This window comes from Hydrogenophaga sp. 70-12, assembly GCF_001897365.1.
Lineage (GTDB): Bacteria > Pseudomonadota > Gammaproteobacteria > Burkholderiales > Burkholderiaceae_C > Hydrogenophaga > Hydrogenophaga borbori.
Genome location: NZ_MKSS01000347.1, coordinates 1 through 6,755 on the forward strand (window position 1 = coordinate 1; position 6,755 = coordinate 6,755).

Annotated in this window: 9 protein-coding genes; 2 read left to right on the forward strand and 7 right to left on the reverse strand. The window is 70.1% G+C overall.

Annotated elements, in window-relative coordinates; all coding sequences use genetic code 11:
* The coding region (locus BGO22_RS18060; protein WP_286852054.1) for an FAD-binding oxidoreductase at positions 1-1,224 on the forward strand (1,224 nt) is incomplete at its 5' end.
* A 25-nt stretch (positions 1,225-1,249) separates the two neighbouring features.
* Here the strand turns inward: BGO22_RS18060 and BGO22_RS18065 are convergent.
* The gene (locus BGO22_RS18065) at positions 1,250-2,164 is read right to left on the reverse strand and encodes a helix-turn-helix domain-containing protein (RefSeq protein ID WP_286852056.1); all 915 of its coding nucleotides are present in this window, start codon (positions 2,162-2,164) and stop codon (positions 1,250-1,252) included.
* A 176-nt stretch (positions 2,165-2,340) separates the two neighbouring features.
* On the opposite strand from BGO22_RS18065, the gene BGO22_RS18070 reads away from it, so the two are divergent.
* A complete protein-coding gene (locus BGO22_RS18070) occupies positions 2,341-2,844 on the forward strand; it encodes a cupin domain-containing protein (RefSeq protein WP_286852058.1) in 504 nt (167 codons plus the stop codon).
* Between the two features lie 20 nt (positions 2,845-2,864).
* Here BGO22_RS18070 and BGO22_RS18075 read toward each other — a convergent pair whose 3' ends face one another.
* The 6 genes from BGO22_RS18075 to BGO22_RS18100 form a co-directional block, all read right to left on the reverse strand.
* The gene (locus BGO22_RS18075; RefSeq protein WP_070399574.1) at positions 2,865-3,785 is read right to left on the reverse strand and encodes a ParB/RepB/Spo0J family partition protein; all 921 of its coding nucleotides are present in this window, start codon (positions 3,783-3,785) and stop codon (positions 2,865-2,867) included.
* On the reverse strand, positions 3,786-4,331 hold the full coding sequence (locus BGO22_RS18080; protein ID WP_286852060.1) for an RBBP9/YdeN family alpha/beta hydrolase: 546 nt from the start codon (positions 4,329-4,331) through the stop codon (positions 3,786-3,788).
* A 16-nt stretch (positions 4,332-4,347) separates the two neighbouring features.
* A complete protein-coding gene (locus tag BGO22_RS18085; protein ID WP_286852062.1) occupies positions 4,348-5,118 on the reverse strand; it encodes a ParA family protein in 771 nt (256 codons plus the stop codon).
* 6 nt (positions 5,119-5,124) lie between these two features.
* Complete coding sequence (locus BGO22_RS18090) at positions 5,125-5,739, reverse strand: LysE family translocator (protein WP_286852064.1); 615 nt, start codon at positions 5,737-5,739, stop codon at positions 5,125-5,127.
* Positions 5,740-5,807: 68 nt separating this feature from the next.
* Complete coding sequence (gene rsmG / locus BGO22_RS18095; RefSeq protein ID WP_286852066.1) at positions 5,808-6,470, reverse strand: 16S rRNA (guanine(527)-N(7))-methyltransferase RsmG; 663 nt, start codon at positions 6,468-6,470, stop codon at positions 5,808-5,810.
* Positions 6,467-6,755, reverse strand: a 289-nt coding sequence (locus BGO22_RS18100; RefSeq protein WP_502686480.1) for a tRNA modifying enzyme MnmG family protein, incomplete at its 5' end; no start/stop codon positions are given. The genes rsmG and BGO22_RS18100, both read right to left, overlap by 4 nt.

Here is a 6,755-nt window from a genome sequence, read left to right on the forward strand (position 1 = left end):
GACGTGGCCGACGCCGTGGCGCTGTGCGCTCAGTACAAGGTGCCGGTCATTCCCTTCGGCGTGGGCTCCTCGCTCGAAGGCCACCTGCTCGCGGTGCAGGGCGGCATCAGCATCGACGTCGGCCGCATGAACCAGGTGCTCTCCATCAACGCCGAGGACCTGACCGTGACGGTGATGCCCGGCGTGACGCGCAAGGCCCTGAACGAGGCGGTGAAAAGCGAGGGCCTGTTCTTCCCCATCGATCCCGGCGCCGACGCCTCCATCGGCGGCATGACCGCCACGCGCGCCAGCGGCACCAACGCCGTGCGCTACGGCACCATGCGCGAGAACGTGCTGGCGCTGGAGGTGGTCACGGCCGAGGGCCAGGTGGTGCGCACCGGCACGCGCGCCAAGAAATCGTCCGCCGGCTACGACCTCACGCGCCTGATGGTGGGCAGCGAAGGCACGCTGGGCGTGATCACCGAGATCACCCTCAAGCTCTACCCGCTGCCCGAGGCGATCTCGGCCGCGGTCTGCTCCTTCCCCACCATCGAGGCGGCGGTGCGCTGCGTGATCCAGGTCATCCAGCTGGGCGTGCCGATCGCGCGCTGCGAACTGATCGACGCCAACACCGTGCGCATGGTCAACGCCCACAGCAAGCTGGGCCTGCGCGAGGAACACATGCTGCTGATGGAGTTCCACGGCTCGCCCGCCAGCGTGAAAGAGCAGGCCGAGACCGTGCAGGACATTGCCAGCGAGTTCGGCGGCAATGCCTTCGAATGGGCCACCACGCCGGAGGAGCGCACGCGCCTGTGGACCGCGCGGCACAACGCCTACTTCGCGGCCATCCAGACCAAGCCCGGCTGCCGCGCCGTGAGCACCGACACCTGCGTGCCCATCAGCCGCCTGGCCGACTGCCTGCTCGATTCCGTGGCCGAGGCCGACGCCAGCGGCCTGCCCTACTTCCTCGTCGGCCACGTGGGCGACGGCAACTTCCACTTCGGCTACCTGATCGACCCCGACAACGCCGACGAGCGCCGCCTGGCCGAGGAACTCAACGTCAAGCTCGTGACGCGCGCGCTGCAGCTGGAAGGCACCTGCACCGGCGAACACGGCGTGGGCCTGCACAAGATGGGCTTCCTGCTCGACGAGGCCGGCGCCGGCGCGGTGGACCTGATGCGCACGCTCAAGCGCGCGCTGGACCCGGACAACATCCTCAACCCGGGCAAGATCTTCTCGGCCTGAGGCCGGCGGCCGTGCCGCGCCTGGCTCAGCCGCGCCGCTGGGCGCGCCAGGCGCTGGGCGTGAGGCCGTACTGCCGCCGGAACGCGGCGGTGAAATGGCTGGGGCCGCGAAAGCCGCTGTCGCGCGCGATGTCGGCCACGGCCAGCGGGCTGCGCGCCAGCAGGTCCTGCGCGCGCACCAGGCGCCGCTCCAGCACGTAGCGGTGCGGCGTCTGGCCCACCGCCCGCTTGAAGGCGCGCAGGAAGTGGTCGGGCGAGAGGTGGGCGATGTCGGCCAGGGCGCTCAGCGTCAGGCGCGCGGCCAGGCGCTCTTCGATGTGCTCGTCGATGTGGGTGAACAGCCGCCGCAGCGTGGCCCCGGTGAGCGCCAGGCGGGACGCCGGACGCTCGGGCGCGGCCCCGGCGCCGGTGGCGTCGCGGCGGATCAGGTGCGCCAGCAGCAGGGCCTGCCACTGCTCCAGCGCCAGCGGTTCCAGCCCGTCGACCAGTGCCTCGTGCACCAGCCAGTGCAGCAGGCGCGCGAGCTGGGCGTCATCGGCCGCGAAGAAGTCGCCCAGCCCGTCGGCGGGCCAGGGCCGCGACAGGCGTTCGGCCGCGTCGCTCAGCGCCTGCGGGTGCACGTAGGCATGGGCCACCCGGCAATGCCCGCCGATGGTCCACTCCGAATCGCGCCGCGCCGGCACCAGGCTCACGCTGCCCACCCGGGAGCGGTGCCCCACGCAGCGGCCGTCGGCCCACTTCTCCACCAGCGTGCAGCCCGACAGGTGCAGCGCCAGCGCGTGGTGGTCCAGGCCTTGCACCCGCGTGTGCGTGGGCGGGTGCGACCAGATGGCGCCCACCACCTCGCCCGACGGGCCACGCAGCACGCGCTCGGGTTCGGCGTGCGCGAAGCGACCGATGGTCCGGGCCGTGTCCTGGGCGCTGTCGAGCGGGGGGTGCATGGCGCCATGCTAGGCCGGGCGGGCCTGTCGTCCTAGCGGGTTTCTGTCGAAAAAGCGGCATTGCGCGCGGCCGGCGACCACTTTCCCAGGGCTTTCCCGCAGCGCCGGGCCGCCAGCCCCGCCGAGCATGCGCCGGCGGCACCGATGCCGCGGACCCCATTCCTACGGAGACACCCATGCCCATCACCCACGCCAAGACCGGCACCGACCCGCGCGTGTCGCTGCGCTACCCCGACGGCTCACTCATCGTGCGCACCAAGGAGATCCCCTGGACCCCCTGGGGCATGCCGGGCACGCAGTTCAAGCTGCTGCACTGCGACGACGCCTCCAGCCTGCTGGTGATCCTGCTCAAGGTGGAGCCCGGCACCGTGGCCGGCGTGCACAAGCACTTCGGCGCCGCGCACGCCTACATCGTCGAAGGCGGTTTCGGCTACGAACACGGCGAGGTGTTCGCGGGCGACTACATGGTCGAGGCGGGCGGCATCACCCACCAGCCCTTCACCGGTCCGAACGGACTGATCCTGCTGGGCTTCATGTTCGGCCCCATCGGCGGCCTGGCCGAGGACGGCTCGCTGGCCGGGGTGCTGGACATCGAATGGCACTACCAGACGGCCAAGGCCAACGGCGCGGTCGGCCACATCCACCGCCCGTCCATGGAGCCGGCGCCGGCCCTGGCCTGAGCCCGGCAAGGGGCGGGGCCTCAGTGCCCCGCGCGCAGCCGCTCGATGAGTCCGTTGAGGGCGTCCAGCGAGCCGAACTGGATCGCCAGCTCGCCCATCTCCTCGACGCGGCCGTGGCGCTTCACGCGCTTCTTCACGCGCACCTCGACCTCGGCGGTCAGCAGGTCGGCCAGCTCCTCTTCCACGCGGCGGATGTCGCGCGACTTTTCCTTGCGCGGCTTCTGCGGCGCCAGGGTGAACTCGGCCGCCAGTTTTTTCACCAGGTTCTCGGCCTCGCGCACCGACAGCTTGCGGGTCGCGACCTGGTTGGCCGTGGTGATCTGCGTGGCCTTGTCCAGCGGCAGCAGCGCGCGCGCGTGGCCCATGTCGATGTCGCCGGCCATCAGCATGGTCTGCACCGGCTCGGCCAGCTGCAGCAGGCGCAGCAGGTTGCTGGCGGCGCTGCGCGAGCGGCCCACGGCCTGGGCCGCCTGTTCGTGAGTGAGTCCAAACTCTTTCACCAACCGTTGCAGGCCATGGGCCTCTTCCAAGGGGTTTAGGTCTTCACGCTGGATGTTCTCGATCAGCGCCATGGCGGCGGCCGACTCGTCCGGCACCTCACGCACCAGCACGGGCACCTCGCTCAGGCCGGCCAGCTTCGAGGCCCGGAAGCGGCGCTCGCCCGCGATGATCTCGTGCTTGCCGGCGTCCGGGCCGCTGTTCAGCCGGCGCACCAGGATCGGCTGCATGATGCCCTGGGCCTTGATGCTCTCGGCCAGTTCGTACAGGGCGCCCTCGTCCATGCGGGTGCGTGGCTGGTACTGGCCGGGCACCAGCTGGTCCAGCGGCAGGGTGGACGGCGCGCCGGCGGGCGCAGCCTCGGCGGTGGGCTTGTCCTCGACCTTGGGACCGAGCAGCGCTTCGAGCCCGCGGCCCAGGCCCTTGGGTTTTTTGGTGACCATCTAGTGCTTGTCTTTCTTGAGTTCGTCCAGCCAGGCCTGGCCCTGCGGCCAATCGCCCAGGCCGGTGTCGGCGTTGATGTGGCCGGCACGGCCAAGGTCGGTGAAGGCAGCCCCCCAGTCGGCGGCGAGGCCCCGGGCGCGCTCGAAGCCGCAGTAGGGGTCGTCCTGGCTGCCGATCAGGTGGGCGGGGAACGGCAGGCGCTGGCGCACGATGGGCGACCAGCTGGGCAGCAGTTCGCGCAAGTCCTCGCGTTCCGAATCGCCCGGCGCCACCAGCAGGGCACCCACCACGCGGGCGGTGTGACGGGAATGCGCGGCCCAGGCCGCCGTCAGGATGCAGCCCAGGCTGTGGGCCACCAGCAGCACCGGGCCGTCGGTGCCCAGCACCACGTCTTCCAGGCGGGCCATCCAGTCACCGCGCTGCGGGTGCATCCAGTCGTGCTGCTCGACGCGGCGGTAGCCGAAGCGCGCCTCCCAACGGCTCTGCCAGTGTTCGGGCCCGCTGCTCTGCCAGCCGGGCAGGACGAGGACGTTCTGCGGTTTCACGTGGAACACCCTCCCCTCACATCTTCTTGATGCGCTCGACCATCTCCTCGGCAAAGGCGATGAAGGCCTGGCTGCCGCGCGCGGAGGGGTCGAACACCACGCCCGGCAGGCCGTAGCTGGGGGCCTCGGCCAGGCGCACGTTGCGCGGGATCACGGTGTCGAACACCTTGTCGCCGAAATGGGCCTTGAGCTGGTCGCTCACCTGCTGCTGCAGGGTGATGCGCGGGTCGAACATGACACGCAGCAGGCCGATGATCTGCAGGTCCTTGTTGAGGTTGGCGTGCACCTGCTTGATGGTGTTGACCAGGTCGGTCAGGCCTTCGAGCGCGAAGTACTCGCACTGCATGGGCACGATGACGCCGTGCGCCGAGCACAGGCCATTGAGGGTGAGCATGCTCAGCGAGGGCGGGCAGTCGATCAACACGAAATCGTACTGGTCGGCCACCTCGGCCAGGGCCTGCTTGAGCCGGCGCTCGCGGCGCTCCACCTCCACCAGTTCCACCTCGGCGCCCGCGAGCTCGCGGTTGGCGCCCAGCACGTGGTAGCCGCACTTGTCGGACCACTGGGCCGCCTCGGCCACCGAGGCGGATTCCAGCAGCACGTCGTACACCGACAGCGGCATGGCCCGCTTGTCCACGCCCGAACCCATGGTGGCGTTGCCCTGGGGGTCCAGGTCCACCATCAGCACCCGCTGGCCGACCTTGGCCAGGCCAGCGGCGAGGTTGACGGTGGTGGTGGTCTTGCCGACGCCGCCCTTCTGGTTGGCCACGCAAAAAATCTTCGCCATGGGTCTTTACTTGGAAAGGGCCAGCTTGACGCCAAAGCCGATGAGGAAGACGCCGGCGAGCTTTTCCAGCGTGCGACCGATGCGGGGGTTGGCGCGCAGGCGCTCGGCCAGGAAATGCACGATGAGCGTCATGCCCAGGCCGTAGGCGAAGGTGAGCGCGGCAATGGTGGCCGCCATGGCGCCGAAGGTGACCAGGCCCTGGTGGTGGGCGCGGTCGACGAACAGGGGGAAGAAGGCCATGTAGAAGACGATGGCCTTGGGGTTGAGCAGGGTGATGGCGGCCGCCTGCTGGAAGTACTGGCGCGGGCGGATGTTGAGGACCGGGGCATCGCCCGGCTTGGCGGTGAGCATTTTCCAGCCGAGCCAGGCCAGGTAGGCGGCGCCGATCCACTGGACCGCGCCGAACAGGGTCGGGGTGGCCGCCAGCAAGGCGGCGACGCCGGCGACGGCCGCCCACATGAGCACCTGGTCGGCGGCGATGACGCCCAGGGTAGCGGCGAGTCCGCCGCGCACGCCGCCCTTGCTGGTGGAGGTGATGAGGGCCAGGTTGCCCGGACCGGGAATGGCGAGAAAAACTACGATGGCGGCGACGAAAGCGCCGTAGTCCGCGATGCCGAACATGGTGGTGGCCCCCAGAAAGCAGGGGTCGAGTGTACGTGACGGGTTCTGCCGGGCCCGGGCTTTGCCGCTCAGCCCATCCGTTCCCGCATCCACACGATGCAGCGATCCGCCTTCAAGCCCGGCACCGCCACCGGTTCCACGTGAAACACGTCCACGTCCGCCGGCAGCGCCAGCAGCTCCTCCAGCGGGTGCTTGCCCTTCAGGGCCATCCACATGCCCCCGATCTGCAGCGCGGATCGCGACCACTGGATGAAGTCCGTCAGGGAGGAAAAGGCGCGGGACGTGACCACGTCGTAGCCCTCTTCTCCCCGCCCCCGGCTCAGCGACTCCACCCGCGCGTGCATTGCGTGCAGGTTCACCAGGCCCAGCTCCGCCGACACCTGGCGGACAAAAGCCGCCTTCTTGGCCACCGTGTCCACGCAGGTCACTTCGATCTGCGGGCAGGCGATGGCGATCACCACGCCCGGCAGGCCGGCGCCCGAACCCACGTCCAGCAGCCGCACCGGGCGTCCGTCGGTTTCACGCAGCAAGGGGCCGACCACCGCCAGACTGTCCAGCAGGTGGTGGGTCAGCATCTCCGCCGGCTCGCGCAGGGCGGTCAGGTTGTAGACCCGGTTCCACTTCTGGATGAGCGCCATGTAGGCCATCAGCATGTCGACCTGCTCCTCGTCCAGCGAGAGGTCGAGCGCCTGCAGGCCGATCTGCAGCTCGTTTCGCAGCGCGTCCGTCATGGGGCTGCGGTCTCGGTGGCGCCGCGGGCCGAGGCCAGGCCACCGCCGCCACCCTTCTTCAGGTGAATCAGCAGCAGGGAAATGCTGGCGGGCGTGATGCCGGAGATGCGCGAGGCCTGGCCCAGGGTTTCGGGCCGGTGCCGGGCCAGCTTTTGCCGCGCCTCGAAGGACAGGGACGTGACCTTCAGGTAATCGATGTCCGCCGGCAGCTTCAGGTGCTCGTAGTGGGCGGCGCGCTCCACCTCGGCCTTCTGCCGGTCGATGTAGCCGCTGTACTTGGCCGCG

Bases quoted from the DNA above. Each gene is read 5' to 3' on its own strand.
- BGO22_RS18065 (WP_286852056.1), bottom strand. From the start codon at position 2,164: ATGCACCCCCCGCTCGACAGCGCCCAGGACACGGCCCGGACCATCGGT.
- BGO22_RS18070 (WP_286852058.1), top strand. From the start codon at position 2,341: ATGCCCATCACCCACGCCAAGACCGGCACCGACCCGCGCGTGTCGCTG.
- BGO22_RS18075 (WP_070399574.1), bottom strand. From the start codon at position 3,785: ATGGTCACCAAAAAACCCAAGGGCCTGGGCCGCGGGCTCGAAGCGCTG.
- BGO22_RS18085 (WP_286852062.1), bottom strand. From the start codon at position 5,118: ATGGCGAAGATTTTTTGCGTGGCCAACCAGAAGGGCGGCGTCGGCAAG.
- BGO22_RS18090 (WP_286852064.1), bottom strand. From the start codon at position 5,739: ATGTTCGGCATCGCGGACTACGGCGCTTTCGTCGCCGCCATCGTAGTT.
- rsmG (WP_286852066.1), bottom strand. From the start codon at position 6,470: ATGACGGACGCGCTGCGAAACGAGCTGCAGATCGGCCTGCAGGCGCTC.